Below are 25,569 nucleotides of genomic sequence, written 5' to 3'. Positions count from 1 at the left end.
GCGCTTTGTGCTACCACGTGCTTGTTATAGGAAATGCAGGTAGTGACTGTATAATTTTACTCGACAGGGATGCTAAATGATAAAAAAGATATGGAGTGTTGTTTTTCTCGTGTTTATCAATCAAGCCGTTTCGGCAGCCCCTGGTCGTTTTTTTACAATTGCAAACAATGGAGCCCCCGTTGAGGCTAATGTGACCTTATGTCTCAATGCAAAAGGACCCGCAAGTTGTCAAGATTATAATGTTTCTGCTACCGATTTAACTGTACTGACCACAGTGCCAAAGCATACCTATCCCTTTGCGGGAATTAAGATTAACTCGCCATATTATTCAATAGGTTCAGGTTGTACCCCATTAGGCAATGGATTTTGTATGTTTTCGGTGAGCAACACTTCAGCTGCAATGATTCAAATTAAGATTCCTGATTACATTATTATTGGTGCAGGTACTGCGGGTGCAGTGTTAGCAAAAAAATTATCTGATGATATGCACACTTCCGTAGTTGCATTGCATAACGGACCAAATCTGAATCAAGATCCGCTGATTAATCTCTCAGCAAATGGTATGATTACGGTACTATCAGGATTAATTGGGCCTCCACTTTATGCGCTCAGTGATACGATTCCACAACAATTCCTTAATAACCGGATCTTAAATTGGATTTATGCATTACCACTGGGCGGAGCATCATCAGTCAATGCAGGGGCTTGGTGTCGCGGTACAAATCAAGTTTATTCTCAATGGGAAGCAATAGCAGGTCCACTTTGGTCTGTATCACGGATCCTAAATACCTATATAGAGTTAGAAAAGTATACTGGGCAAACGACTAATCCTGCTGCTCGAGGTTTTAATGGTCCGCTTCCTATTCGTCAAGAAGCGAATTCCACCCAAGTTTCAGTTAAATTGACGCAAGCCATTATGAATGCGACGGGTGTAGGGTTTGTCCTGGATTATAATGATCCCAATACCCCGATTGGGGCTTCGACTCAACTGCAATACACGCAAATGGGTGCAGATGGACCTTTACGAGCAAGTAGTGCTATTGCTTTTTTAAACAATAATGTCATGGATCAGAATGGCAATGGAATGAATGGGCGTCAATTGCGTGTGTTATTTAATTCCACTGCAAGTAATGTGATTTGGAGTGGTAATAAGGCAGTTGGCGTTCGATATTATCAACGTGGACAGAATAATTATCACCAAGGTGAACTGAAAAATCTTTATGCAAGCAAAGGAATTATTGTCAGTGCGGGGATAAGGAGCAGCGCATTTCTTATGCGTTCTGGAGTAGGACCCGCATCGCTTTTACAATCACTGAATATTCCTGTGGTCTTTGATAATCCTAATGTAGGCAAGGGATTGGCTGATCAGCCTCATGTTGTACTGATTTATACGTCCAATCCCAATGATACCCCTTCATCGCCAGTGCTTCAGATTCCAGGCAATATTATTTCTGCTTTAGCAAATACCCCTATTGGTAAAGAACTTATTAAGTTGATTGGTTTTCACGTGAACGTGCAAAATGGCATATTTTCGCAAATTGCTTGGTTACCTGCACCGGGAGGAGATCCCACGGTACGTAAGGTGCGATTTGCTTCAGCAAATCCAATTCCAGGTATCGTAGTTGTCTTATTCGATCTGGTACAACCAGAGAGTCGTGGTTCTATTGTGATTAAAAGCAGTGATCCTTTTGTAGAACCCAGTATGGATTTAGGGGTGTTTGAAGATCCATCTGATCTGACTCTTTATATCAATGCATTTCAAAATTATCTCACGAATATTAATACAGAGTTGCAGACTATTGATCCGACTTATCAGATGGTTTTTCCTGATCCATCAGTACTTAATGATCCTCAAAGTTTAACCCAATTTATATTAGAAGAAGTCGGAACAAATATGCATTTTCAAAGTCATTGTCGGATGGCACCTTTAAATCAAGGTGGTGTTGTTGATAATACAGGACATGTTTATGGAGTCCAAAATCTCCTTGTGGCAGATGACTCCATCGTCCCCGTTAATATGGATGGTAGTCCCATGGCCACAGCTTATTTGATCGCGGCGAATGTAGCGAATATTTTGCAGGGGAAATAGGGGATGATCTAATCAATGTGTGTTTTCTGAATCTTATAGTCGCTCTATCCTTCCCGAGCTAATTTTTAGAATTAATAACACATCTATGGTATCATTTTTTTTTCTTAAACAATTGTCGTAAGCAATGAAAATAAAAGCTTTTTCTTATAGTTTATCCTTATTAATGAGTCTTGGGGTTTTTGCTGCACCTCGTTTTGTGCCGGCTACACCATCACCTACACCTCGCTATGAAATCAACGGGCCTGCTTTATGCGCTACAGCTAAAGAAACTTTGGCTTATTTAAATAAAGGCGTCCATTATGATCCTCGGGTCATTCATGAAGGTAAAGTGTTTAAGCTCCCTCTCGCTCGAGTCAAAGCAACCTTAGTATTCATTTGCCAACACCAGAACGAATTGAATAATCCTGCTTTTGTTAAAGAACACTTCGATTTTATTCGTTGGTACCCCGATCTTGAGCAAGCCAAGCCATTGAGCATGCAAAAACCACTTATTGCTCATTTACCCAAAGATAAAATTCTGATGACCAAGTATTATGTGCATCGTGCTAAGGCATCAAACAAACGCAGCGCTGCTTATCCTTTTGCTCTTCATGGGCTTCCTAAAGATGAAGAGTTACTGACTCTGGAGGAAGCGGATGCCAAGCCTGGGCTCATACGTTTCCAATATGGAAAACAAGCAATCTTAAAAGGAGCATTAGCGAATAAAAATGTTCCTGTTCTGGGCTATTTCAATCGAGAGGACATAGAAGCTGCCTTAATGCAAGGTACTGTCATTGCCGATTTCGGCTTGAACCAGCAGACAAAAATCTTTAATGTTCATCGTTGCAACAATGTTGCATACAACAAAGCCAAAAACCCCTATCAACAAGAGCGTTATTGGTATTTTAAACCGGTAGCAGGCATCAAAGGTTATGGAAAGGATGCAGATCATAAAATCACTGTGAATACAGAAGTGACTTTTGCTGCAGATCTTGAACAGTTTGGTTTAGGAAAATTATTGATGGTGCAATACCCTGATCAGAAGGGAAACATAGTGACGCGAGCCGGTATTTTTGCGGACACAGGTGGAGCATTCACAAATAATTTGTATCAAGTTGATTTTTTAGCAGGTAGTTATGCAGGGAGAGATGCGTTTGCTCGTGCTACCCACCATTTACCTGATTATGTGGCCGCTTATTTTATGGTATTAAAAAAATAATATGAAAATTTTCTTATTTTGCTCATTTTTCATAAGCTCAATGGTGCATGCCTTTTCTTGCTATGATTCACAAAAAATTCACAAAGCGCCGATTCAATTCGATATACAACGTATTGCTTTAACACGAGAGTATCAATTAACTCATTATGGAATTGACTCAAAATCCATTGAGATTGAACCGAGAATGATTGTTTTGCATTGGACGTGTATTCCTACGTTTAAAGCAACTTTTCGTGTATTTAATTCACCCACATTCCCTAAGAATTCACCACGCATTAAAGAGTTACCTGGCGATTTGAACGTATCAGCCCATTTTTTGGTGGACCGTGATGGAAGCATCTATCAACTCATGCCTGACCACTGGATGGCAAGACATGTTATAGGATTGAACCATTATGCCATTGGTATTGAAAATGTAGGGGGGGTCGATAGCAAAGATGATCTAACCGAAGCCCAGACAAAAGCAAATGCATTTTTAGTATGTTACCTTAAAAAGAAATATCCAGAAATAAAATATGTTATTGGTCATAATGAATATTTGAATTTTAAGAACACGCCTCTTTGGCTCGAACAAGATCCAAATTACCAAAAAGATAAAACTGATCCTGGTCCCGATTTTCTCAATCGTGTTATGAAATTAGTACGTAGTAGCAAAAATACTTTGGACTGGCATCAGCATTCATAAGTTCATATTTTTGACCGCCAAACCATCCACTACGCCCCGCGACTTGTTCGCAGGCTCCAATTCTGGACCACGCGGACAAGACAAGCCGTGGAACATGACAGATCGGAACGGCTTTCCCTTCACAAAGGCAAACAATATTAACTACTCTTAGCATATTAATCAGACTATAATGAGCTTACAGATTTAGCAGTTCAAATAATCGTTCTTTGCCTAAATGACTTGATTAAATGCATGGAGTAAATATGTCTGATAAGTTATTGGATGTACTGGTAGTTGGAGCTGGACCTGTCGGTTTATTTTGCGCAAATGAATTGATGCGCCAAGGTTTGAGTTGTCGGATCGTTGATAAAAAATCGACGCTCAGTGATAAATCAAAGGCATTGGCTATTCATATTCGAACACTCGATCTTCTAAGGGATTGCAGTTTCCTTGACGAAATACTCATCGAGGGACAAAAAGTAGACGGAGTCGTGTTTAAGTCCAAAGGAAAAGAGTTAATCCATGCAACCTATGCCTATGTTGAAGCAGATTATCATTTTGTTATTGATCTACCTCAAAACAAAACGGAGCATATTTTCCATCAAGGCTTAGTTGATAGAGGCTTGCATGTTGAATGGCAAACCGAACTCACGGAAATCGAACAAACAGCAAACCATATTGTATCTACTTTAAAACATGTTGATGGCAGTGTTGAAAAAGTTCAATCAAACTGGATTATTGCTTGTGATGGCTCACACAGCACTCTAAGAAAATTAGTGAATGCCGAATTTATAGGTTCCTCCTTTAAACAAACTTGGTGGCTTGCTGATTTGTTGATTGATTGGGAACTACCAGAGAATAAATTTATTATCTATGTGAGTGATGAAGGCCCGGCTGCTTGTTTTCCAATGGGGGACAAACGTTATCGTTTGGTAATGACTGCACCAGAAAAAGTCATGCATCAAGAACCCTCAATAGAGGATATTACACGTACTTTTAAAGCACGTTGCACTGATCCAGCAACCCTGCATGATCCTGTTTGGATCAGCCAATTTGGTATTGATCACAAGCAAATCCAAAACTATCGTTATGGACGAGTGTTTTTTGCTGGCGATTCAGCCCACGTCCATAGTCCTATGGGGGGACAAGGTTTAAATACTGGATTACAAGATATTTATAATTTAGCTTGGAAACTAGCGCTGGTACAAAAAGGGCTTGCAAGTGATGGATTGCTTGACAGTTATCATAGCGAACGGCATCCCATCGCTGCAGGGGTATTAAAAGATACTGGGGCTATGACTCGTATGATTATGATAAGTAACTCATTGATGATTTCTTTACGTAATTTCATCTTGCGGATGGCCATGTCGTTCGACGCAATCAAAAATTTTATTATGAATAATCTTGCTGAGTTGTCTGTGAGTTACGCGAAAAGCCCTATAGTCAAAGTATTGGGTGAAAAAACCCAGTTCAAAATAGGTGAATTTCTCATTAATTCTCCTTTTATTGAAGCGAAAAGCAAAGAAAAAAGAGAATTGCAGCAAATTACCCAAGGAACGCTGCATCATTTATTTTTATTTACAGGACTTGCCAATAATAATCAACCGCCTGTTTTTTCTGAAATAGCAACGGCTATTGCACAGCAATTTAAAGGGTTAATCAAAACCCATATTGTAGTGCCTAATTCTGTAATGCCCCTAACTGATGAAGCGATTTCAGTATTGATTGATGAAAATCAAAAAATGCACGAACGGTTTAAAATCAATAAACCTACTGCTGTGTTGATTCGGCCAGATAAATATATTGGATTAACTCAGATGCCAGTGAATAAAGAGGAGTTAATGGGGTATATGGAAAATACTTACCTCAAGGTGAACCCCGAAGTGTGATTCAAGATGATTCATTATTGATTTTCCTTTGGTGCTTAAAGAGAACTGAATGAACCTACTGAGGGAAAATCAAATACTTCCTATTCAAAACAGACATGATGTTCAAATAAAATAATTCTTGATGATTTTCTGAGTTAATGCATAATTCGGGACCAGATTTTTATTTTTTTAGGGTTTTTAATGCACTCCTTTTACAAACAAAAAAAAACTGAAAAAGGGAAAAGAAAACATGCTTTTCAAGTAGCCGAAGCGCTTAAAAAACAAATTAAAGAGGAACAGGCGACAGGAGTTTTATCTGGGATTACAGATAATATTGTTAAATTTGCTTTAAAAACATCTGAGTATATTTCGCAGTTTAGTGAGACAATGCAGGTAGGAAAACAGACAGTTGAAATCAAGTTATTAGGTGGTTCTGCAATCCCTATTTATTCTATTAGCTATAAGGATGTTACTGTTGTTTTCCGTGTCATTTCTGAAGCTGATATTGATTTTTCTGCATATGCAAGAGCACGTAATCATAGCAATTTAAACAAGTATTTCCCTGAACAATATGCGATGGAAGAATTTACTCATAGATTCCAAAAGTATTATTTAGAGGTTTTGGAGTATTGTGGGCGAAAGGATTTGCGAACAGTAAACAGCGATTTTATTAGCCGCATAGAGTATGTTAGAAATATGTTGCAAATAATGGCCGCGCTGAATGCAGAGGGTTTTTGTTTTACTGACATTAAACCCGGCAATTTTGTTATTGCTGATGATGGACGTTTAGTTCTTTCAGATGTGAAGTCTTTGCGGGATGTGCTTGGAATAGGTACGATTCCAATAAATGAGCTGAGTAATAATATCTCTATAGGGTATCAATCCCTACTCGATTCTGTGAATAATAACCCCGGTTCAAGCAGTTCAGATAAACCTATGGTTTCTGTGCAAGAAATTGATTACGAATCCCGTTATAGCTTGGGGATTAGTATTTATGAAGTGCTTACCGGTCATTTTGTTGTTTCGGAACATATACAGACACTGACTGCGATCAAGAACTTAGTAAAACAACGACTATCAGATCAGTACGACTCTAGCCAGTCTGATTTTTTGCAACAGCAATCCGGGGAGGCTGTCAAAGGTTTAAGTGCAATTCTCGAGAAAATGCAAAAAAAAGATCTTCGCGAGCATTTGAATTTAGAGCATGAAGTATTTCAAAGTCCTGTCGGCTCGGTTTTAAAAGATATCATTCTCTCTTTAACAAGCAAGGAAAAGTCACAACGAATGGAGGTTAAAGGGGCACTGATTTGTTTGGAGCAGGCGCTTCATCTTGCACAGTCATCATCAGCACCTTCTTTTGCCGAGGAAAATTCAAGTATGGGGGCCTCCAATTCAAATTACACTGAGCCTAAGAGAATATCGAGACGATATTCTCAAGCTAAGTTGCCAACAATATTCAGGAGATCTTCATCTACTACTGTACAAGAACGGGAAGTACCTGACACGCCAAACACTGACAAAAGAGAACAGTTCAAACAGTCAGGCAAAGTTTTAAGCATGATTTTTAGTTCACCGAAGAAGGAAAAGGCTAAACTTTTAGAAGCAACAGAAACCCCGGCACCATAGAGACGTGTCTCATTAATTACTGAAACTGGTTATTGGTTTTTGTTTATCCAGGCACTTAATTGTGAGATATTAGATAAGTAGCTGGTACGGTAAAGAAAATTAAATCCCTGATCCAGGTCGCAAACCTTCCTAACAAACTATGGACTGTTACATGCTGATAGGGAAATTTCTAACGTACGTTTTATCATACGATTTGAAATATACAGTAATGAACTTATTGCTGGTTATTACGCTAAATTGAATAAAAATAATGAGAAATGGATTAAATATTTTATGAAAAAATTACTGGCGCAGTATACCAATACTCTAGGTATAAAAGGTACCTTGATGTGTTGGTTTTTGGTTTTTGTATTTTCAGTAACTGGTTTTGCTGCTCAGAGTGATGCAGAACTAATTAAAAAATTAAATGCCATTGAAAAAAAATCGAATACAATCATGGGGGTTACTGCAATTTATATAGAGAAAAACAAGGTGATTGCACATAATAGCAATCAGCGATTTTTCATGGCAAGTACAATCAAATTACCTATTGCAATGGCTTTTTTACACCGCGTTGATGAGAAAAAAGATTCTTTGAATCGTGTCATTAAAATGGATTCACGTAATTCAGTTCCTGGTTCTGGAGCGCTGCATTATTTATTCGAAAAGAAAAAATTGAATATTTCTTTAAAACAAATACTGATGCATACTCTCAAAAATAGTGATAACAGCGCAAGTGATGCATTATTGCAGGCGGCTAATGGCCCTAAATATGTAGCACAACGTATGAGTGCTCTGGGCTTCAAAAATATTTTTATTAATCGCTCCATTATGGAAATGTTTGTAGATACAAATCATGTGGATCGTTCATTTTTAAAAAAACGTCAGCCTATATATTCCTGGCAAAAAATATCGAATCGTGTTCCCCTGAAAGAAAAGCAGAGAGCATGGCAACGTTTTGAAAAAGACACGCGCGATACTACGACGCCTAATGATATGGCAAAATTGCTTGTGAAATTATATAAAAAACAAGCACTTTCAGAATCAAGCACTAATCTTCTCATGAAAATCATGGAGCAATGCCGAACTGGCCGCAGTAGAATAAAAGGATTATTGCCACCCCATGTTAAAGTAGCTCATAAAACAGGAACTTGGTCTATTTATGAACGGGACTATTTAAGATATCCAGGGTCTAAAAAACTTTATCGTTTTGTTAGTGACGTTGGCATTATTACTTTGCCTAATAATAAAGGTCATATCGCGATTGCAGTCTATGTTAAATCAAAATCAGCCAGTGATTACCCGCGTAGTCGTGCTATCGCCCTTGCAAGTCGTGCTATTTATGACCATTTTATGAGGTCGTAGCTTCTCAAATTTGTGGCCTTGGTGCCGCGTAGCGGAACAGGGATAGTATAGTCTCTTTAACCCGGGTTTCGCTACGCTGCACCCAGGCTACAAATTTTAAAAAAACATAATGGATACGCGGCCTAGAAAAGCTTCGTTATTTCGTATACTCTGTTCAAAAAAAATTAACTTTGAAGACAAGGAGGTTACGATGTGTCGTTGTTTGACTTTGATTTTTAGTGGACTCATCTATTTTTTCATGAGTTTTGCTTTATATGCTCAATTACCTTGCAATTACCAGGAATTATCTGCTGCAGAAAAGCGTCATTTACTATGGAATGAAATTATCGAAAGTCATGAAGAAGATCCCTTACCGCAGCTTACGGGCAATAGTTTTAATGAAGTACTCGAAAAATTAAAAGGATTATTTAACTTAAATCCTACATTTGATACTGCCAGTGATGAACTTCCTGAGGGACGAGTAAAAATTATTCATGCCAATGGTTCAGTAGGAAAAATCGCATTAGTTCCTGCACCAGATCATCCATTCACCGGTATTTATCAAACTGGGGCAATAGGTGTCGCTCGACTTTCCCTAGCCACGCCTCCTGCTGATGATAATTATATTCCTGGTATGGCGATTAAATTTTTAATCTCTGAACATCCTTCAGTCAATTTGCAGGTGATGAATTTGCTAGAGGGACAAAAAGACAACTGGAATTATTTTGCAAAAGACTTTTCGAATCAAATACCTCATCCTACAAGTTGGACCTTGAAGGCGATTGAAAAAATATTTGAATGGACTCGTGATCCTGCAAATAATCTTCCTTTGTGGCATTTAGCTGCCTGGACGAGTGAAGGGAAATTTAATGGGATCCCGGTCTTTCCTGAGCGGATCTATTTCAGACCAACTAACTTCGTTAAGGATTTGATCCCTGAAAATTCACGAGAAGACTTCAGAGTCTCATTTTCAGAAATACCTATGGGGCCAATCTATGAAGTTTATGGAGAATATCAAGGAACCGAATACCATATAGGGACCTTAATGCTGGAAAGCCCTTTATTGGCTTCAAATTACGGTGATAAGAAGTTGTTTTTTCAGCATCAACGATAAGTTTCCAACTGTAGCCTGGGTGGAGCGCAGCGAAACCCGGGATTGCGAAGTTCATACATATTCTGAGTTCCCGGGTTCCGCTGCGCTCCACCCAGGCTACGAATCTACAGTATCGTTTAATACTTGGTATAGATAAGAGGACGTTTCAGTAGTTGATTCCTAATTTAATTCAAGAAGAAAACTATTTTATCCTCTTCCTCTGAAGTAATAATCAATTCTCGTAGGCTGGTCTTAGTTGTTGGTGTGTTCAATTCAATGAATGAAGTAGAAGACGGCACCATAGGTTTTCCAAGTAGGCCTAATTTTTTTATGCTGTCATTGAGTTCGATACCATGAGAAGTTTTTAGCGATTCCAGTTTATTTTGCTTCTTGAATTCTAAACTGTGTTCGTCTGAATCAAACACTTTTAATTTTAAAACATCACGAAGATAGGATTCTGAAGGTGTTTTATCTACGGTTTTATTGTGATTCTCTTTGATAAAGCGAAATGCTTTGTCAATCTTTTCATCTTCAGTTTTTCGTGGGTCTTTGCCGCAAGCGGTATCCAGGTTGTAAATGTGAGGCAGTAGACTTTGAAAACCATCATGTCCATGAACATAGTTAATCTTATAGCCATTGTGTGTCGCTGGTCTTGCTGTTTCTGTTTCTTTTGTTGCATCCCAACGATTCCAGAACAGATAAACTAATGGCCATGTCGCTCGTTCTTGTTCTGACATATTCGTTCTGTCATGAATCGCGTCGGAATGAAACAACGAGTGTATGGTATTGTTTTCAACATAGAATTGAAATTGATGGTTAATCTGATCGATGGTTGCTGCTAACGCACTCGCAGTGGAATCATCATAATTTACCCCAAGACGTGCAGCCATCAGTTGAATGGCATCGAAGCGAATGGGAGCATGGCTAAATAAAGTAATACCCTGTTCACTCAGTGTGTAATCCAGTATCTTCAGTGCGGGCTTATAGCTTTCATTGACTAACTGGGTTAATTCCTCATGGCGAATAATATCATGTTCAAGCAACAGTTTAAGACCCCAAAAAGAAGGGATTTGAACATCACCAATATACCCTGGGGGAGCAAAGGAATGTCCTGCCATGAATTGTTCAAACGCATAAATAAACTCACTGCCATGGTTCGAAGCCAGAATATTTAATGGACAATGATTTCGGCGAAGCATATGAAGAATTCTAAACATGAAATAATCACAATTGCCACGATCAGCTATTTCATCGCCAATGAGGCGAATCAGCGTTTGATTATCACGAACTTCTAATTTGGACATGAAGTGATTAAATTGACTAACACAGTGAGACAGCTTCTCTTTGGGGGCGGTTAGTTTTTGCGTTAATATTTTTTGTTCTTCTTCAGCTGTTTTTAATTTTATTCGTGTTTGTTCCCGCAATTGGGACAAGGTTTGAACCGTTAGAGTTTCTGCAGTTAATAATTGTTTGTCTAGATTTGCGATTCGTTCTTTTGCATTATCTATTTTGATTTGCGTGAATTGTAAAAGAAGACGGTTTTCAAGATATTCCTGAAGAATTTCACCGTATTGCTCATAAAGTGTTACAAATTGTTGATACGCTTCCTCAACATTCTTAACCTCATTGTTAAATTGAATGATTTGATAACGAAAAAGAAAATGAATAAGTTTGATTGGATTACCATGTAAATCGCCAAGAGTAATCGAACCTAAATTGTTTTCCAGCTCATGAGGATACTTATAAATATTAACATTCTTATTTATAAGACGGTTGGCCATTCCTTAACCCTGGTCATGTGATTTTTTATAGCAAGAAAAATAATGGATTCCAGCAAAAATATCAATTTTCAAGCCCTATAATTATTTTCCAGCCAGTTAACAATTTATTTCATTAAGACAAAAAGGATACAAAATTTGCATCCTTTATTATTTTAGAAAGAGGAGTACTAAATTTAAAAACGAAAGAAAGGCCATCACGATAAAAGTCAGGATCATCCCGCGAACTCGAAATTTAAGGTGATGCTTACTTTTAAGAAACGCATAGGCATGGAAGATGCGTCCTAAGATAAAGAAAAAAACCAAAGTTACAAGGACTATCCAGTTCGCTTTATTTGCTTCAGCACAAAAAAGTAAGATTAGTGTAAACGGAACATATTCTCCAAAATTGCCGTGAGCTCTAATTGCCATTTCCAAATCAGCAAACTCTTTGCTTCCTACTGAAACTTTATGTCTGTGGCGCAGTGTCACGACTTGGAGTGAAAGATAAATATAGGCGAGAGCTAATAAGGAACCGGTAATGGTTGTTATTGGATACATTTCATTCTCCTAATCAAAATGCTTATTCATTCGTTGTTACAGAGTTCAGTTTCAATACAAATTCGTCAAAGCAATGTTGAACCTCATCAAAAAAAATTAACCAAGGACAATGACCTGCCTTTCTAATTATTTTATGAATACTATTTTTTCCCTGGAATTTTTTATTGGCCTGAAAAATTTGGGGTGGGCAAATAAAGTCATTTTCGCTGGCAATGGTCATTGTGGGTAGAGTTTCTGGAAACCATTTACAATAATAGTCTGGATAAAAATGCTCTATGGCATAATGATAGGCTGTATTATTAAAGGCAAAAAGAGGAATGATTTTTTCTCCTTCCTGCAACTCTGCAGTTGTAAAGCAGTAGTGTTTGTAGGTATTCCAAAACTCTCTATAGAGTTCATTCGAAGGTGCCAAATGATAGTTACTGGCAGCAGGTACTAAATCGGGTAAATGATGTCGCTGTTGCATAGCACTTACATGCTGAAAAAAACTGTTTTCAGTTGTGGTATTCATTAAGACCAGTCCTGCCAGGTGATGTTCCAGTTCGGGTAAATTTAAAGCAAACATCCCTGAAAAACTGTGTGTAACTAATATGGGTTTAGAAATGGATTTTAATAAATCAATTAAACCATCTTGCCAATATTTAATATCAAGTTTGCCTTGAGTATTTATGCCATCTTGCGGAAAATCTAAAAGAAAAATAGATCCTGGTAATTGCAATTTACGGCACAAATTGGTGAGGTATTCAGAACCCAGACCAGGGCCACCAGGTAAGAATAACCAGGTATATCCTGGGCTTTCGGTGATTGGCTGTACTTTATAACCATATTTTGTGTAGTTCATATGGGGTTCGCTACTTTTTTATTAGGTTGCAAATCATAACACATAGGTTAGGGCCTGTTTACAATTCGTTAGTTTGGCCAAGAAAGTAGAATTGTCAACAGACCCTAGTTGAATTAATGCGTGATTAGCATTTATAGTGGATTAGGATGTCCCATTAATTCGAACGAGGCACAAAAGCCGATCTACTGGAATAGGTGAGGGTACGATGAAAAAAACATATCCTATTGTTTTTTTATTCTGTCTTTTTTTAATTTCGGCTCATGTACATGCGAATTATTTGAGGTACAGCGGTAAATGCCAATTTTCTCTTACTCGGGATCGTTATGCTTATTGTTTAGAGAAAGAAATGGTTTTTTATGACAACGAATTTAAAAGCATTTATAGTAATTTACCACCGGAGGCATCCCTACTTGCCTCTGAAGCATTAGCCACACAAATTGTCGAGCCTAATTGTGATGCTATAGCACAAAAAATTGGTGCTGGTTTGGAATATCATATTGTTTTTCGAACCTGCATGATTCAAATCACTAGAGAAAAAATTGCCTGCGTCAGGAGATTTGTTCCTTGTCAATTATGTTGGGGAAGGTTGACTAAGGCCTTAAAAAAACCACTTTTATTCCTGGAAGGAGTTTCTATCAATATATCGGATCCTACTTGATTTGAAAGCGTTCAACAGAGCTGAGAAAATTTCCCCTCTCCCGTTTGTGGGAGAAGGGTAAGACTTAACTTGCAGGTGTGGGTTTTGAGGCAACAGCATTGTCAGCACAAGCATCTGCAATACTATTAATCTCATCGTCATATTGTTTGTCGGTCATATCATTAGATCGTTTCAGCAGATCCATTAATTTAGGCTTAGCACATTCACAATAAGAACTAATTAATTTCTTATCCTCATCCGTTTGTTTGGGATCAACAAGACTCCATCTGTCTTGGCAATAATCCATTATATCGCCGTCTTTTGCTTTACTTAAACCTACTTCATCTTCCACTGTATCCATTGTATCATGCAGCAGGGTTCTTGACATGCAGAGATGAACAGCTTTTTGAACTGCAGCGTCACTATCTAAAGGTAACTTTGCAGCGCAAGCACAATATTTTTCTCCAAAATTTTTAAAATCTACTTTATCTTTTGCCTCATCTGCTTTTTTCATCCAAGCATTCGTACAAAGAGTTTGAAAGTCTCCACCAGTACCAGCACCTGGTGCAGTGTCTGCTGCGTAAGTTGTTAAAGAAAACATTATGGAAAGAACAGGAATAGCGATCTCCCTGAAAAAATTCATAATTTATCACTCCTTTGATTGTAATAGGTACTTCTGCCTCATTGAGAATAGCTAATGTTATCCAGGTTATCCAGAGTATTTTTAAAAATTTAGCTTTTGCTTCATTTTTAGATAGAATTACGTTTTTTATAGAAGCTGTTTTAACTCTGGGTGTTTCGATGCGTGATAGTTCAGATATCAATTAAGTTGAGGGCTGGAGGGAAACCAGCCTGAACAAAAGATAGATACATTTAGTTACATATTGCTTTTACTGGTTGAGTGCCTAAATTCGTGACGTGAGCTTTGGCTCCAGGATCTGCTGATATGGGGATTTGTTGCAAATTGGTTAACGCAGAGACTAAAGAATCACCTTGTTTCAGTGTAGTACCATTAAACATTCCTTTTCCACTCACCACCTGAATGGAAATATAATTTTTTACGCTTGCAACCGCATGTACTTCACATAATAGAGAAAGCGTTTGTTTATTCGTATTGGTTAAAAGAACTGGTTTATTGGGGTCAAGATTGATTTCGAGTGGTGCAGAAAAAACGGAAGTGCTGATTAAAACCAGAACACAAGATAATAATTTTTTGATAAATCGATACATAATTGTCCTTTTTTATTTATTATTCCTCTCGGATGCCTGACAAAAAATATACGATATTTTTTGTCAGATTTTTATTATCATGCAATCAAAAATTGAAATAAAGAATTAAAGAAAAAAAGGACGCGTTCGCTCATTGGCGCCAATTTAAGGGTAGCCTGGGCGAAGGTCCGAAACCTGGGTTTCACTTCGTTTCACCCAGGCTACAAGTGCGATGATGAGCGTTTGATATACTTTAAGTTCACCTAGAAATAAAAAATCATCTGTTTAAAATTTTTCCAGTACGTCCTTGTTCCACCACATTGGGGTCACAGGCCTCCCCTCTAAGCAATTTAGTGATCTCAGTGATTTTTTCGGTTTTGGTACGTCCTTGACAAAAAAATAAATAATCATGGATGCGACGCTCAAACCAACGTCCCTCAAGCATTTTTTTGTGTTCTTTCAGTCTTTCTATTTGATTTGAAGTCAGGTCATTCAGGTTATAAATTTTTAGTCTGATTTTGGGTTGAGTGGAAGGAGTAGGTTTATGGGACTTCGCTGTCTCATCTTGAAATGGTACTAAATTTTTATTTATTAAATGAAGTTGATTCGTTTGGGTTGTTCCAAAAAGATTTGATGGTGAAGGACTAAAAAATGACAAACTAATGCTATTAAAATCATTAAATGTCGTTAGAGTAAGTTTAGTTGTATTAATTTGGCCAAGATCATACTCCCAACCAAGTTTTGTTTTTTTCTTAGCTTTAATGGGAATTTCTGTCCATTTGCTGTTATATAAATAATAAAACTCAGGATCTCCCTTTTCGTTAGTGCCCCATTTATAATAATTTTTATTTTGAATATCAACGTAATAGTAAAGCATCTTCAAGGTCCTAGTACTAATTGCTGCTTATATTACCAATTTATGATTAACAGATCCTTAATCTTATTAAATAGAAATTAATTATTGCGTTTAAATGTAATGTAAATTCCTAGGATCATTGAAAAGTTAAAAATAGCATGTAAGAATTCTGTGTGAAAATTTTGGACTTAAATTGTTAAAGGATGATCAAATGCTTAAAAAACTTCTTATCAGTGTTCCATTTTTATTATGTTCTCTTTCAGCATACAGTATGATGCCTGAAGAGCAAAAAGCTTATCTTGCAAATCAATGTCATGAATTATCGCAAAAAATTGAAGAATTAAATGTCGATCAAACCAACAATTGCTCCTCTTTGATACAAGAATCGGCACGATTAGTAGAACGTAGCGGGCAGTTCATATTAAAAGAATACTGGTTTAATGCCAGAACCGACCTGCATCGTTCTTACCGATTGTTAGGGGATGCGAACCAAACGAACTGCAAAACTGCTCCTGCAATTTTAGCTGCCCGCAAAGGTATTGATGACATACTAGAACAAATATATGGGTTAGAATAGGGGTTGTTGACAATTATACTCTCTTGGTCGAAATGGGGTGACTTTTCTACGTTTCGGTGCTCTGAAATCACACCATTTTGGCTCAATCTAACGAACTTCAACAGGCCCCAAGACGGGTAAAATGCTTGTTATGACTGACCTCTGACAATAGGAAATACAATGAAAGTTATAGTAATCGGTGGAACTGGAACAATAGGTGAAGCGGTTTGTAAGGAGTTAGCTCAACGCCACACGGTAATTACAGTAGGGAATACAACTGGTGATTTTCAAGTTGACATTAGAGACGCCAATTCAATTGAATTGCTATATAAATCAATCGGTTCCTTCGATGCGGTTGTCGCTGTAACTGGTGAAGTATATTTTGAAGCGCTAACAAAATTTTCTGAAGAGCAATATGCTATAGGTCTGGATAGTAAATTAATGGGACAAGTTAGGTTGGTATTAGCTGGGCTTAAGTACATCAATAAAGGAGGCTCATTTACTTTAACAAGTGGTATTTTAAGTCATGATCCAATCTTGATGGGTACTTCTGCATCCATGGTAAATGGCGCGATTAATTCTTTTGTAAAAAGCGCGGCGATTGAATTGCCCCATCATCTCCGTATCAATGCAGTAAGCCCTACCGTCATCACAGAATCAATGAATCGATATGCACCTTTTTTTCGTGGTTTTGAATCGGTGCCAGCAAGTCGCGTTGCTCTGGCGTTTAGCAAAAGTGTTGAGGGCGCGCAAACGGGTATAGTTTATTCTGTTGAATAAAAACGTCGCATCATAGGTTGCTAAGGGATTTAAGGGATGTCTTTTAAAATGAAGATTAGAATATTCTGGTTTATTTTGTTTTCCTATTTATGTACGGCAAAAATTAGTGCAGCCGTTCCTGCTGATTTGATGTTTCATAATAAACCCATCGATGCCTTGTGTTTTTTTAACATGGAAGGGAAAGAAATTAATCTTGAGCAATGTGGATTAGCAAAAGATAAATACGCAGTGAAAGGACAAAATGCCAGTCTAATTGCAAAGGGGTATATAGGTTATAACTGGCAAGATCCTGAATATCCAGGTCCAGCAGAAGGGTACAGTTATTATAAATTTTTCAATGCAGGGAAAAACGTGTATTGGCTTTACACCATTAATAGCGGTGGAGGTACAGGAGATTTTACTACTCTATATAAAGTCAAAAGAAAAAATACAAATACTTTGGAAATCGAAACTCTAGTAGGGGGTGATCGTTGTAATGGTGGAGTGCAAGATGTAGCTGTTGTAAATGATCATTTAAATTTTAGCCAAAATCTTACTGCCTACGATCTTATTGCACTGTCTAAAAACGCTTCTCCACAAGTTAAAGCTTATGATGATTTGGCGGCTTGTGCCATTTGTTGTGTTGCTAAAGCATATTATGAGCTGAACTTAAATGCTCAGGTGCAACTGAATTACGTTGATTTAGACTCTGTGAAAGAGATTCAAGAAATGCCCGAACAAGGTTCACTCCAGCCATGCTTTAATCAATTATTCACTTCTTATGTTACTGCTGGTAAAACGAAGTTAAAACAAAATATGCTCGATGAATTGGTAGCGAAATTTAATCAAACATGTAAGAAGTCTGATTAAAATTGGTAAAAGGGGCTATGACGTAAAAAGCGGTTATGCTTTTTACGTCTGTTTCACGAACTAGTTAAGAATTTTGCCACTAGGATCTTTAACAATTTTCTTTCCATCAGGATTAACTTGTACTGATGAACCGTCTGTGTTGGTAATGATCTTAGTTCCATCGGTTTTATAGACTACAGAAGAATGATCCGCGTTGGTTACAATTTTGCTCCCATCTGGGTTTTTTTGTACTTTAGAGCCATCAGGGTTGGTAATAATTTCAGTACCATCCGGTTTTTCGACCACCGAAGAATGGTCTTGATTGGTAATAATCTTAGTGCCATCTGGGTTGGTTTGTACTGATGAGCCATTGGCATTTGTCACGATTACAGTACCATCAGCTTTAGTTTCTACAGATGATCCGTCTGGATTTTTTATGAGACTAGGTTGTACGGCAAAAGAGGCCATGCTGAAACAACCTAAAAATAAAAGCGTTATCGTTAAACTGAAGAAACGCGCTTTTATTGCAGAAAAATCAAAGCAGTATGAGTTCATATTAATTCATTCCTTGATTCAGTTATTTTTATAAGTATAGCCATTAAAAAATTTATGGGATAATTTTTATCTTTACGGCTAAGTTATTGATGATCAGAATGTTTCATTCTTAGCATATCCCTTTTCTTTGTTACTCTCTTGGGGCGACAGGAACTCTTAATATAGGCTATGCTTATTTCAAATGCTGCAACCGATATTGTGGTCTCGAATGATCTAGGGAGAGTACTAAGAATGAGTTATTTTAATGCAAAAGACCCTATATGTGAGACCCAAGGTTGTCCCCGGCAAATTAGTGTGGAGTTGATTCCGAGATCAGTGGATCTCGGAGGGTTTCAAGTGGGGCGCATACTACCGTCCAAAGAAAAAAGAACAGTAGGGCCTTTTGTTTTCTGGGATCAAGCAGGACCTAGTGAACTGCTTACAGGCAAGGGAATTGATGTACGTCCACACCCTCATATAGGTTTATCCACTATGACTTATTTATTCTCGGGTCGATTGGAACATCGAGATACACTTGGGAGTCATCAAATTATTGTTCCAGGTGAAGTCAACTTAATGACAGCAGGACGGGGAATTGCTCATTCAGAACGAACGCCACAACATGATCGTTTCTATCCACAACATTTTTTTGGCATCCAGTGTTGGCTTGCATTACCTCTTAATAAAGAGGAAACAAATCCTTCATTTACACATTATGACAAAAGTGCAATTCCTACGAAGAATGATAAAAATATGAATTTTCGGGTAATTGCAGGGGAGTGGATGGGACTTAGATCCGCGGTTATTACTCCAAGCGATGCACTTTTTGTTGAATGTAATTTGGAGGCTCATGCTGAGCTGATCGTGTCATCTACGGTAGAAGAACGCGCAATTCATCTTTTAAGTGGTAAGATAATCATTGACAATATAGTTTATAATGCCATGAGGATGTTAGTTCTTAAGCCAGGAGCTGAGCTAAAAGTTATCGCAGACTCTGAGGTGCATATGATTATTCTGGGTGGTGCTGCTTTAGAAGAGCGACGATTTGTTTGGTGGAATTTTGTGTCCAGTTCGAGAGAACGAATTGAACAAGCGAAATTAGATTGGACAGAAGGAAAATTTGGGAAAATACCCGGTGATGATAAAGAATTTATACCTCTACCAAGCTAGCGGAATGGAAACAGGCCCTATATTGATTTATTAAATTTTATAAAAACACTTATCAAAAAGGATATTTTGAAATGAAAAAATCGGCTCAAGAAACTCAATATCTCAAAGAAGGTATCATCAAAACGAAATTGACAGGTTATAATCTGCTCAACAATTCCAGATTAAATAAAGGTACAGCATTTACTAATGATGAAAGGGATGCCTTCTCGCTGCATGGTTTATTACCGCCCCAGGTGAGTACCTTAGAGGAACAGCAAAAACGTCGTCATGATGGATTGACTGCATTGCCAACCTCTTTAGAAAAATACAGTTTTTTGCGCGATCTCCAAGATAACAATGAAACTCTTTTTTACTCATTGATCATTAACAATATCGAGGAAATGCTCCCCATTGTTTATACCCCTGTTGTTGGGGAAGGATGTCAAAAATTTAGTGAGGTATTCCGCAAACCTCGCGGTCTATTCCTAAGTTACCCCAATAAGAACATGATCGATCAAATTCTTTCGCATCCACGCTATGACTTGATTAAATGTATTGTTGTAAGTGACGGTGAACGTATTCTTGGTCTTGGTGATCAGGGGGCCGGAGGAATGGGGATCCCGATTGGAAAAATGGCGCTTTATACTGCTTTGGCCGGTATTCCCCCTCAATATTGTTTGCCTATTTTACTGGATGTAGGAACAGACAATGAAGAACGATTGGCCGACCCGCTTTATATTGGCTGGCGCCATAATCGTATTCGTGGTGCTGAGTATAATGAGTTTGTTGATGCATTTGTATCCGCCGTAAAACGTCGTTGGCCCAATGTTCTTCTGCAATGGGAGGATTTCGCTGGTGCGAATGCAGCACAATTGTTGACGCGTTATCGAGATCAACTGTGTACTTTTAATGATGACATCCAGGGAACTGCAGCTATGGCGACAGGTACTCTGCTTTCCGCCATTAATGTGACTGGAATCCCACTAAAAGATCAAAAAATCGTATTCTTTGGTTTCGGAGGAACTGGGCATGGAATTGCTCAACTAATACGCGGTGCCCTTATGAATGCAGGATTAAGCGATCAAGAGGCAGCTGATCGCATCTATGCTGTGGACAGGTATGGGCTGCTGGTGGAAGGTGGCAAAGGATTGACTCAAGATCAGCTTGCTTTTGCTCGTAAGCGTTCCGAAGTAGATGGATGGCAGGTTACTAACCGTGAGGAAATTGGATTGTTGGATGTTGTTCGTAATGTGAAACCTACTGCCCTAATTGGGGTTTCGACACAACAAGGTGCATTTACTGAAGAGGTGGTGCGCACCATGGCTAAATACACAGACCGGCCTGTTATTTTTCCACTATCTAATCCAACCTCTCATAGTGAAGCAGTTCCCAAAGACCTTCTGACTTGGACTGATGGGCGTGCTTTAATTGGAACAGGAAGCCCCTTTGAGCCAGTAAAGTTTAATGGGAAAGAATTTCATATTGATCAGACGAATAATTCATACATTTTCCCAGGATTGGCTTTAGGCATTATCTCGGCGAAGGCAAAACGAGTTTCTGATGGGATGATCAAGGCTTCAGCGCTTGCGCTTGCCGAATGTTCGCCGGCGAAGAAAAATAAGTCGGCAAATCTTCTACCTCCCATTGCAAATCTTCGTTCAATTAGCCTTGAGGTAGCAAAAGCTGTAGGGAAACAGGCGATTTTAGAAGGTCTTGCTGGGGTTAATGAGGCTGAGTTTGAGAATGAACTTGCTGCCAACATATGGAATCCCGTTTATATACCTTATGAACTAGCTGACTAAGATAAATCTAGGTGATTTCAATAACGGCTTGGAATAAAATGATCCAAGCCGTATCTTTTTTATATGCCAAATTAGCGTTTATATAAAAAAACATTATGGTATATATTAACTCATATTATGGGATGATCCTGTGATATCATTTCAAAAGCGAAAGAACGGTTTCTTATGCGACAAACTGTATAAATCATGGAATGGATGACTCAATCACAGAGGATACATAAATGATAAATTCCAAGATGTTTATCGATTCAAAAAAGAAATGCTCCGAAGACCTATTCGCAAATAATCTCACCTACGAAATCTCTCGTGATTATTTAATGGAATTACTCGACGTCGGCAAATTAAATGTTTGGCAGTGGGATTTGAGCACCAATGAAGTCATTGATTTCGGTTATTCTGAGTCTTTATCCATTTTAAACGCAGATAGTGAAGTAGGTCATATAGACAATTTTATAACACGACTTCATCCAGAAGATCGTGAGCAAGTGGCTAATAAGTTAATCGATTCTCTTGCTTATTTTGAGGATCACATAGCGGATTTTCGTATTCAATCTACCCAAGGACATTATGAATGGGTATCGGCTCGTGGTCGTTGTATTCGCGATGCAGAAAATAATGTGATTAAAATGATTGGCACCTGGCGTTTTATTACAGAACAAAAAAAGAACCAGGAATTGATTCAGTTACAACAGACAACTCTTGACCGTATATCAAGATGTTATTTTTCAGGGGAGTCAGCATCCTCATTATCTCATGAAATCTCTCAACCTATATTGGCACTAAATTCCTATCTTCTTGGGAGTATTTTGCGTTTAAAACAAGAAGGTAAAGATAGCAATGAATTTATAGATGTGCTCCAAAAAGCACTAGAACAAGTTGAATTAATCAATACGATTATTAAGCGAATGAGGCGTTTTGTTACTCATGGAGAATTGCATTTTGAACGTGTTAATTTGGCTTTATTAGCGAAGCAATCTGTTGTTTTGTCAAAATTTTATTCCAATTTTTCTGGAACCGTTCAATATGAGGTTGATGAACATTTGAATGAAGTCTATTTAGATCGGAATCAAATGCGACAGGTATTTTTAAATCTTATCAATAATGCATTTGAAGCCATGGTTGATGCGCAAATAAAGAATCCTATCTTGTTGATTAAGATAAAAAGTATCGATTCGGATGTATTGGTTACTATTACAGATAATGGACCAGGAGTTGCGCAAAATGTGCTCGATAATCTACTTGCTTCATGCTACAGCACCAAAGAATATGGTTTAGGGCTAGGATTAAGCATTTGTAGAAAAATTATTGAAGCCCATGGTGGTAGTTTCACAATAGAAAAAAATACCTCAGATGTGGGGACAGTATGTTCTTTTAGACTGCCTAAGCAAACTTCGGGACCTTACAATGAATAAAACCATTTATATTGTTGATGACGATGAGAACGTATTGCGTGCTTTGAAATGGCTTTTTGAGTCTATGAATTTTGAAGTTAAAACCTATTTGAATGCAAAAAGTTTTCTGGAGCAACATAATCCTCAACATATAGGCTGTTTGATTACCGATGTTCGTATGCCTGACATGGATGGGCTTGAGCTATTCGAAAAATTAAAACGACTGAACAGCTTGCTTAAGGTAATTATAATTACAGCCTATGGAGATATCCCCATGGCGGTTAAAGCGATAAAAGCAGGAGCGATTGATTTTATTACAAAGCCTATAAATGAAGCTGATTTATTAAAACTGATTAAAAAATGTCTTGAACATTACCCAGATCATACTGCCAATGCAATGAACAAATATGAGCTTTTAACCGAGAAGGAGTTGCAAGCTCTCGAACTCATATGGACTAATAGCTAAAGTAACCGTTCACGTAATGATGTCAACTTAAGAGTAGCCTGGGTGACGGTCCGAAGGACCGAAACCCGGGTTTCACTTCGTTTCACCCAGGCTATAAGTACATTTATGAGCGTTTGATTATACTTAAGTTCCATTACGTGAACGGTTACTCGTTAAATGACATTGCATCAATAGTTCAATAATGCTCTGATTCGATTGGTATAATCTTTCAAAGGTGTTTTTATCATAAATTCTTTTAGCGGTGTGTCTATATCAAAATAAAAAATATTGGCCAAAAATCCATAACAACAGGCATCCAAAGCATGTATTTCATTACCAAATATAAAATCATTATCCCCTAAAATATGATGAATTGCTTGCAAATCATCAATACCGGATTGATATATGTCTTTAGTGGAGTACCTACCAATACCTTGATAATGATATTTCTCAATATTGTATTTTCTTACTTTTTCAAGAGAAGCTCCTGATAATTCGGAAGGTTGTTTTAAGAACTCCGCTTTGAATAAAGGCCAAAATTGATCATCCTGCCAGCGTGAATAGGACATAACCCAATACAAATGATTATCCAACATGCGAGTCACTAAAAAATGAATGTTTTCTTGTTCTTTGGTTAGATCGGGATCCAAATTAACATATTTTTGTGACAGATAATGCAAAATATTATTACTGTCCGTAATGATTTGTCCTGCATCGTTTAGATAAGGTAACTGTCCTCGCGGTACGTTCTCTGTATTAATAATATGCTCATGCTGGTACTTTATTTGGGTTAATCGAAGAAAAGTATCCACTTTTAAACCAAAAGGATTGTTATCTGGTACACCAAAGAGCTCGGGATAGGAATACAAAATTATCATAGAAAATCTCCCTTTATTAATTATCCGTAGCCTGGGTGAAGCGATAGCGTAACCCGGGTTTTGTAGAGAGAAATGAGTTTCTTAATCCTGCATAACGCTATTGCTTCATCCAGGCTACAAATAAAACAAGTCTCTTTTCCCCATTAGATACTTTTGATTTTACTCTTATTTAACAAAATAAAAGCATTTCTTTACAAATAACTTTTACAACTTAATATTTGTTTAATAAATGGTCAGTATCATATAACAGATATCCCTTGGCTTAGCTTTTAGAGTGCCAGTAATTTAGGGGGGGACTATATGATAATTGAACTGAGTACAACCAGCCAAGAGCTAATTAAAAAATTAAGTGAAAGCAAGTCTGCTCTGGCTGCTCTAGCTGCTTTGTTGCCAAAAAATGCACCAACAATTAACAGAAAAGATTTGTTAGAATGGTTTGCACAAACTTCTAAGATCGCAACTAATGATGAAGCATTTTTTTTAATCGCTTCATTGCAAGCCTCGTTATTAAAGGATCTGAATAAGTCATTAAATCCTGGACAAAATGAAGACGAAACCAAGAAACCAGGTATGTCTGCAGCAATCAAATACGGGTTATTAGCCCTTGCAGGAACAATTTATTTTGGTTGTGAAGGATTTGATGGTGTTACCGCATTTATGGGGATGTTTTCTTCTATCCCTACGCTTGTTCTTTTTGGGGTGGGAACGTTATTTTCAATCCTTTCCATGATTGTTTTTTATAGTTTTGACTTAGTCGAAATTTCTAAAAATTTAGGTATAAAATCTTCAGATACCCCGCAATTGCTTGATGTGTTACTTGAGCAATTTAAACAAATAAAAGCAATTAGGGCCCGTCTGACAGGAATTGCTGATAAAACTAAGGAACAATTAATCGCCGATCTTGAGCTCGCAAGAAAGTTGCTTCAACTCCATATAGGTTTAAAGGAAGCGCGAGATAAGTTTAATGCTGCGTTAGAGAATCCTTACTTAAAAGCTGGGAAATACATCACTACGGGTGTTGTTGGTATTATCTTTTTTAGTGGTGGTTTTTTTGCGGGTCAGACTGTATCTTTGGCTATTGCAAGTTTATTTGTTGCTTCAATTGCTGCAACAGCATGGCCTATTGTTGTTGCGAGTATCCTTGTCGGTTTAGGGGCACTAGCTGTTTATTGCTTTGTTGAACGTCCAAAAATCGAGAATCTGATCAGCCGTTGGTTAGGACTAGACAAAGAAAAAATTGATGAGTTATGCACCTCCGACTTTGTAGATGAAGAAACCGCTAATCTGAACAAACTAATTAAAGAGCTTGATTTTGGCGTTGCTCAATTGGAGAAAGAAGAAGCAGATCAATTGACGATACAAGAATCGGAAAAAAAGGCATCACGAGTGCCTGAGTTGGAAAAAGAAATACATCGTTTGAAGGGAGAATTGATTCTAGAGAAATCAATAAGCTCTAAAAAAGAAGAAGAACACTCGTCATCAGC

General features: G+C 37.7%; 24 protein-coding genes. 16 read left to right on the top strand and 8 right to left on the bottom strand.

Annotated elements, in window-relative coordinates; translation table 11 throughout:
* The first annotated feature begins 76 nt into the window (after positions 1–76).
* From Lstg_RS17095 to Lstg_RS17065, 7 genes are all read left to right on the top strand, one after another.
* A complete protein-coding gene (locus tag Lstg_RS17095) occupies positions 77–2,089 on the top strand; it encodes a GMC family oxidoreductase (RefSeq protein WP_058478821.1) in 2,013 nt (670 codons plus the stop codon).
* 124 nt (positions 2,090–2,213) lie between these two features.
* A complete protein-coding gene (locus tag Lstg_RS17090) occupies positions 2,214–3,287 on the top strand; it encodes a hypothetical protein (RefSeq protein WP_058478820.1) in 1,074 nt (357 codons plus the stop codon).
* Between the two features lies 1 nt (position 3,288).
* Positions 3,289–3,972, top strand: a complete 684-nt coding sequence (locus Lstg_RS17085; protein WP_058478819.1) for an N-acetylmuramoyl-L-alanine amidase — start codon at positions 3,289–3,291, stop codon at positions 3,970–3,972.
* Between the two features lie 242 nt (positions 3,973–4,214).
* Positions 4,215–5,840 (top strand): FAD-dependent monooxygenase, encoded by a 1,626-nt coding sequence (locus Lstg_RS17080; RefSeq protein WP_058478818.1) that lies wholly within the window; start codon positions 4,215–4,217, stop codon positions 5,838–5,840.
* Between the two features lie 180 nt (positions 5,841–6,020).
* Entirely contained in the window at positions 6,021–7,445 is a 1,425-nt protein-coding gene (locus Lstg_RS17075) for a protein kinase family protein (protein ID WP_058478817.1), read from the top strand.
* A gap of 273 nt (positions 7,446–7,718) precedes the next feature.
* A complete protein-coding gene (gene bla, locus Lstg_RS17070; protein ID WP_058478816.1) occupies positions 7,719–8,789 on the top strand; it encodes a class A beta-lactamase in 1,071 nt (356 codons plus the stop codon).
* Between the two features lie 190 nt (positions 8,790–8,979).
* Positions 8,980–9,882: a hypothetical protein gene (locus tag Lstg_RS17065; RefSeq protein ID WP_058478815.1), complete on the top strand. Its 903-nt coding sequence runs from the start codon at positions 8,980–8,982 to the stop codon at positions 9,880–9,882.
* Between the two features lie 164 nt (positions 9,883–10,046).
* On the opposite strand, the gene wip is transcribed toward Lstg_RS17065, so the two are convergent.
* From wip to Lstg_RS17050, 3 genes are all read right to left on the bottom strand, one after another.
* Positions 10,047–11,642 carry a Dot/Icm T4SS effector Wip gene (gene wip, locus Lstg_RS17060; protein ID WP_058478814.1) on the bottom strand — a complete coding sequence of 532 codons (1,596 nt, stop codon included), beginning with the start codon at positions 11,640–11,642 and terminating at the stop codon, positions 10,047–10,049.
* Between the two features lie 147 nt (positions 11,643–11,789).
* Complete coding sequence (locus tag Lstg_RS17055; RefSeq protein WP_058478813.1) at positions 11,790–12,179, bottom strand: MAPEG family protein; 390 nt, start codon at positions 12,177–12,179, stop codon at positions 11,790–11,792.
* Between the two features lie 22 nt (positions 12,180–12,201).
* Positions 12,202–13,020, bottom strand: a complete 819-nt coding sequence (locus Lstg_RS17050; protein WP_058478812.1) for an alpha/beta fold hydrolase — start codon at positions 13,018–13,020, stop codon at positions 12,202–12,204.
* A gap of 205 nt (positions 13,021–13,225) precedes the next feature.
* Between Lstg_RS17050 and Lstg_RS17045 the strand changes: the two genes are divergently transcribed.
* On the top strand, positions 13,226–13,678 hold the full coding sequence (locus Lstg_RS17045; RefSeq protein ID WP_058478811.1) for a lysozyme inhibitor LprI family protein: 453 nt from the start codon (positions 13,226–13,228) through the stop codon (positions 13,676–13,678).
* Positions 13,679–13,742: 64 nt separating this feature from the next.
* Here the strand turns inward: Lstg_RS17045 and Lstg_RS17040 are convergent, their stop codons facing one another.
* The 3 genes from Lstg_RS17040 to Lstg_RS17030 form a co-directional block, all read right to left on the bottom strand.
* Positions 13,743–14,300, bottom strand: coding sequence for a hypothetical protein (locus tag Lstg_RS17040; RefSeq protein WP_058478810.1), 558 nt, complete (start codon positions 14,298–14,300; stop codon positions 13,743–13,745).
* A gap of 230 nt (positions 14,301–14,530) precedes the next feature.
* Positions 14,531–14,887 (bottom strand): hypothetical protein, encoded by a 357-nt coding sequence (locus tag Lstg_RS17035; RefSeq protein WP_058478809.1) that lies wholly within the window; start codon positions 14,885–14,887, stop codon positions 14,531–14,533.
* 256 nt (positions 14,888–15,143) lie between these two features.
* On the bottom strand, positions 15,144–15,743 hold the full coding sequence (locus tag Lstg_RS17030) for a hypothetical protein (protein WP_058478808.1): 600 nt from the start codon (positions 15,741–15,743) through the stop codon (positions 15,144–15,146).
* Positions 15,744–15,933: 190 nt separating this feature from the next.
* On the opposite strand from Lstg_RS17030, the gene Lstg_RS17025 reads away from it, so the two are divergent.
* The 3 genes from Lstg_RS17025 to Lstg_RS17015 all read left to right on the top strand — a co-directional run bounded on the left by Lstg_RS17025 (position 15,934) and on the right by Lstg_RS17015 (position 17,907).
* Complete coding sequence (locus Lstg_RS17025; RefSeq protein ID WP_058478807.1) at positions 15,934–16,299, top strand: hypothetical protein; 366 nt, start codon at positions 15,934–15,936, stop codon at positions 16,297–16,299.
* A gap of 159 nt (positions 16,300–16,458) precedes the next feature.
* Entirely contained in the window at positions 16,459–17,058 is a 600-nt protein-coding gene (locus tag Lstg_RS17020) for a short chain dehydrogenase (protein WP_058478806.1), read from the top strand.
* A 48-nt stretch (positions 17,059–17,106) separates the two neighbouring features.
* On the top strand, positions 17,107–17,907 hold the full coding sequence (locus Lstg_RS17015; RefSeq protein WP_058478841.1) for a hypothetical protein: 801 nt from the start codon (positions 17,107–17,109) through the stop codon (positions 17,905–17,907).
* Between the two features lie 60 nt (positions 17,908–17,967).
* Here the strand turns inward: Lstg_RS17015 and Lstg_RS17010 are convergent, their stop codons facing one another.
* Entirely contained in the window at positions 17,968–18,441 is a 474-nt protein-coding gene (locus Lstg_RS17010; protein ID WP_058478805.1) for a T-complex 10 C-terminal domain-containing protein, read from the bottom strand.
* A 231-nt stretch (positions 18,442–18,672) separates the two neighbouring features.
* Here Lstg_RS17010 and Lstg_RS17005 point away from each other — a divergent pair, with 231 nt between their 5' ends.
* From Lstg_RS17005 to Lstg_RS16990, 4 genes are all read left to right on the top strand, one after another.
* Complete coding sequence (locus Lstg_RS17005) at positions 18,673–19,590, top strand: pirin family protein (protein ID WP_058478840.1); 918 nt, start codon at positions 18,673–18,675, stop codon at positions 19,588–19,590.
* Positions 19,591–19,661: 71 nt separating this feature from the next.
* Positions 19,662–21,371, top strand: a complete 1,710-nt coding sequence (locus Lstg_RS17000; protein ID WP_058478804.1) for an NAD-dependent malic enzyme — start codon at positions 19,662–19,664, stop codon at positions 21,369–21,371.
* Between the two features lie 221 nt (positions 21,372–21,592).
* Positions 21,593–22,783 carry a sensor histidine kinase gene (locus Lstg_RS16995; RefSeq protein WP_058478803.1) on the top strand — a complete coding sequence of 397 codons (1,191 nt, stop codon included), beginning with the start codon at positions 21,593–21,595 and terminating at the stop codon, positions 22,781–22,783.
* Positions 22,776–23,228: a response regulator transcription factor gene (locus Lstg_RS16990; protein ID WP_058478802.1), complete on the top strand. Its 453-nt coding sequence runs from the start codon at positions 22,776–22,778 to the stop codon at positions 23,226–23,228. The genes Lstg_RS16995 and Lstg_RS16990 overlap by 8 nt, the downstream gene beginning before the upstream one ends.
* A gap of 167 nt (positions 23,229–23,395) precedes the next feature.
* Here Lstg_RS16990 and Lstg_RS16985 read toward each other — a convergent pair whose 3' ends face one another.
* Positions 23,396–24,085: a glutathione S-transferase family protein gene (locus tag Lstg_RS16985; RefSeq protein ID WP_058478801.1), complete on the bottom strand. Its 690-nt coding sequence runs from the start codon at positions 24,083–24,085 to the stop codon at positions 23,396–23,398.
* Between the two features lie 300 nt (positions 24,086–24,385).
* Here Lstg_RS16985 and Lstg_RS16980 point away from each other — a divergent pair.
* On the top strand, positions 24,386–25,569 hold a 1,184-nt coding region (locus Lstg_RS16980; RefSeq protein WP_238585477.1), incomplete at its 3' end, for a hypothetical protein.

The organism is Legionella steigerwaltii, assembly GCF_001468065.1.
In the GTDB taxonomy this organism is placed as follows: Bacteria; Pseudomonadota; Gammaproteobacteria; order Legionellales; family Legionellaceae; genus Legionella; species Legionella steigerwaltii.
This window is presented reverse-complemented; position numbering and strand designations above follow the sequence as displayed.

Excerpts from the sequence above, each read along its gene's own strand:
- Lstg_RS17045 (WP_058478811.1), top strand. The coding sequence starts at position 13,226 with ATGAAAAAAACATATCCTATTGTTTTTTTATTCTGTCTTTTTTTAATT.
- bla (WP_058478816.1), top strand. The coding sequence starts at position 7,719 with ATGAAAAAATTACTGGCGCAGTATACCAATACTCTAGGTATAAAAGGT.
- Lstg_RS17030 (WP_058478808.1), bottom strand. The coding sequence starts at position 15,743 with ATGCTTTACTATTACGTTGATATTCAAAATAAAAATTATTATAAATGG.
- Lstg_RS17075 (WP_058478817.1), top strand. The coding sequence starts at position 6,021 with ATGCACTCCTTTTACAAACAAAAAAAAACTGAAAAAGGGAAAAGAAAA.
- Lstg_RS17090 (WP_058478820.1), top strand. The coding sequence starts at position 2,214 with ATGAAAATAAAAGCTTTTTCTTATAGTTTATCCTTATTAATGAGTCTT.
- Lstg_RS17015 (WP_058478841.1), top strand. The coding sequence starts at position 17,107 with ATGAAGATTAGAATATTCTGGTTTATTTTGTTTTCCTATTTATGTACG.
- wip (WP_058478814.1), bottom strand. The coding sequence starts at position 11,642 with ATGGCCAACCGTCTTATAAATAAGAATGTTAATATTTATAAGTATCCT.
- Lstg_RS17065 (WP_058478815.1), top strand. The coding sequence starts at position 8,980 with ATGTGTCGTTGTTTGACTTTGATTTTTAGTGGACTCATCTATTTTTTC.
- Lstg_RS17055 (WP_058478813.1), bottom strand. The coding sequence starts at position 12,179 with ATGTATCCAATAACAACCATTACCGGTTCCTTATTAGCTCTCGCCTAT.
- Lstg_RS17005 (WP_058478840.1), top strand. The coding sequence starts at position 18,673 with ATGAGTTATTTTAATGCAAAAGACCCTATATGTGAGACCCAAGGTTGT.
- Lstg_RS17025 (WP_058478807.1), top strand. The coding sequence starts at position 15,934 with ATGCTTAAAAAACTTCTTATCAGTGTTCCATTTTTATTATGTTCTCTT.
- Lstg_RS17020 (WP_058478806.1), top strand. The coding sequence starts at position 16,459 with ATGAAAGTTATAGTAATCGGTGGAACTGGAACAATAGGTGAAGCGGTT.
- Lstg_RS17000 (WP_058478804.1), top strand. The coding sequence starts at position 19,662 with ATGAAAAAATCGGCTCAAGAAACTCAATATCTCAAAGAAGGTATCATC.
- Lstg_RS17080 (WP_058478818.1), top strand. The coding sequence starts at position 4,215 with ATGTCTGATAAGTTATTGGATGTACTGGTAGTTGGAGCTGGACCTGTC.
- Lstg_RS16990 (WP_058478802.1), top strand. The coding sequence starts at position 22,776 with ATGAATAAAACCATTTATATTGTTGATGACGATGAGAACGTATTGCGT.
- Lstg_RS17085 (WP_058478819.1), top strand. The coding sequence starts at position 3,289 with ATGAAAATTTTCTTATTTTGCTCATTTTTCATAAGCTCAATGGTGCAT.
- Lstg_RS17010 (WP_058478805.1), bottom strand. The coding sequence starts at position 18,441 with ATGAACTCATACTGCTTTGATTTTTCTGCAATAAAAGCGCGTTTCTTC.
- Lstg_RS16995 (WP_058478803.1), top strand. The coding sequence starts at position 21,593 with ATGATAAATTCCAAGATGTTTATCGATTCAAAAAAGAAATGCTCCGAA.
- Lstg_RS17095 (WP_058478821.1), top strand. The coding sequence starts at position 77 with ATGATAAAAAAGATATGGAGTGTTGTTTTTCTCGTGTTTATCAATCAA.
- Lstg_RS17035 (WP_058478809.1), bottom strand. The coding sequence starts at position 14,887 with ATGTATCGATTTATCAAAAAATTATTATCTTGTGTTCTGGTTTTAATC.
- Lstg_RS17040 (WP_058478810.1), bottom strand. The coding sequence starts at position 14,300 with ATGAATTTTTTCAGGGAGATCGCTATTCCTGTTCTTTCCATAATGTTT.
- Lstg_RS16985 (WP_058478801.1), bottom strand. The coding sequence starts at position 24,085 with ATGATAATTTTGTATTCCTATCCCGAGCTCTTTGGTGTACCAGATAAC.
- Lstg_RS17050 (WP_058478812.1), bottom strand. The coding sequence starts at position 13,020 with ATGAACTACACAAAATATGGTTATAAAGTACAGCCAATCACCGAAAGC.